Raw genomic sequence first — 1,624 nt, forward strand, 5'->3', positions numbered from 1 at the left:
GGGCGTCTGGCACTGCCGCGTCGACGTACATCGGTGTGCCGTCGACCCGTACGGTGCTCAGCGCGTCGTCGGCGGCGGTCAGGCCGCGCCGGGCGTCGGTGAGGGTGAGCCCGCTCCACCCGGCGAACTCGCGGTCGGTGACCGGGCCGTGCGAGCGAACGTAGCGGTGGGCGAGCACGGCCAGCGCCTCGTCCCGCTCCAACCGGCGAGACTCGGGTGCCCACTCGTCGAGCAGGGCGAAGGTCTGCTCGGTGCCGACGTTGGGCGCCACGCAGGTCACCCCGCGAACGCTCGCATACCACAGCAGGTGGTAGCCGCGCTGCCCGTCGGTGCCCAAGCCGGCGGCCCGCAGGGCGGCCAGGCACTGCGCGCGGGTGAGCCGACCACCGCCGGCCAACGCGGCACCCAGGACGTCCACCGCCCGGTCCGCGTCGGCCTCGCTGAGCCCGAGCTGCGCCCGCCGGGTCGCCACGGCGGCCAGCGATCGGACACCGGTCAGCTCCAGCATCCAACGGGCGTCGGCGGACGGCACGAGGTGCACGGTGCCCCGCATCGGCCAGGTGCGCAGCGCCTCACGCCGCTCCAACGCCGCCTGCACGTCGGTCACCCGGCAACCGGGCAGTCGGGCCCCTAGCGACCACAACCCGCTGGCCAGATCCTGTGCCTGCATCGCGCCGAACCACTCGACCACCTCGGCGACGGTGCCGGGTCGGGTGCTCGGCTGCGGGCGCAGCAACAAGCTGGTCATCCGCAGCGCGAGCGCCTCGGCCGCGCTGAGGTCGACAGGCATCGGGCGCTCCTTTTCGTGGCCGGGCGGCCAGCCTAGGGCCGACCACCGACACTCCTGCTGGTGGGAGGCGTAACCGGGGTCTTCGGGGGAATGCGGCTCGCCGGAAGTGCGCGCGCCGCGCGTACGGAAGGGATTCTCATGACTGCCGCAAGCGAGCCGGCCCGGGGTGCCGGCGTAACGGCCGGGTCCCGCGGCCACCGGGGGGACGCCCGCGCCAAGACCAGCGCCGCAGCGACCTTCGCCCTGGTGTTCGGAGTGGCCGGCCTGTTCAGCGTGTTGACGGCGATCCTCGCCTGGCTGGGGCTGGTGCTGGGCATCATCGGGATCATCCTCGGCATCGTCGGGCTCAAGATGGCGCGCCGGCCCGGGGTCACCGGTCGTGGCGTGTCCATCGGCGGCCTGGTGCTCAGCATCCTGGCCGTGCTGATCGGGCTCGGCCTGGCCGCCGGGATCACCACGTTCGTCAACAACGAGAACGCGGTGAACCGCCTGCAGACCCAGGTCGACAAGCTGCGCGACAAGCTCGACTGACCCACGTGTGCCGGTCCGGGCCGGCCCGCCCACCCGTCCCGGGCAGCACAGTAGGGTGGGCGGCGTGCTCCGCCAGGTCACCGCGATCCGCTACGTCACCCCGCTCCGCGAGGGTGGGTCGCTGCCGGGCGTGGTGGAGGCCGACGACCTGGGCACCTACGTGGCGAAGTTCCGCGGCGCCGGGCAGGGGCCCAAAGCGCTCATCGCCGAGGTGATCTGCGGCGAGCTGGCCCGCCGGCTGGGGCTGCGGGTGCCGCCGCTGGTGGTCCTCGACATCGACCCGGTCATCGGGCGGGCCGAACC

At 73.8% G+C, this 1,624-nt stretch carries 3 protein-coding genes; 2 read left to right on the forward strand and 1 reads right to left on the reverse strand.

Annotated elements, in window-relative coordinates; translation table 11 throughout:
- Window positions 1-790 (reverse strand): winged helix DNA-binding domain-containing protein (locus tag KBX53_RS32330; protein ID WP_210863647.1); only part of this gene is annotated, 790 nt, incomplete at its 3' end.
- 138 nt (window positions 791-928) lie between these two features.
- On the opposite strand from KBX53_RS32330, the gene KBX53_RS32335 reads away from it, so the two are divergent.
- The gene (locus KBX53_RS32335; RefSeq protein WP_030328678.1) at window positions 929-1,321 is read left to right on the forward strand and encodes a hypothetical protein; all 393 of its coding nucleotides are present in this window, start codon (window positions 929-931) and stop codon (window positions 1,319-1,321) included.
- Between the two features lie 64 nt (window positions 1,322-1,385).
- The coding region (locus tag KBX53_RS32340) for a HipA family kinase (protein ID WP_369010022.1) at window positions 1,386-1,624 on the forward strand (239 nt) is incomplete at its 3' end.

This window comes from Micromonospora sp. M51 (assembly GCF_018070305.1).
Classification (GTDB): domain Bacteria; phylum Actinomycetota; class Actinomycetes; order Mycobacteriales; family Micromonosporaceae; genus Micromonospora; species Micromonospora parva.

What these genes read in the sequence shown, in the direction of transcription:
- KBX53_RS32335 (WP_030328678.1), top strand. Translation starts at nt 929, where the DNA reads ATGACTGCCGCAAGCGAGCCGGCCCGGGGTGCCGGCGTAACGGCCGGG.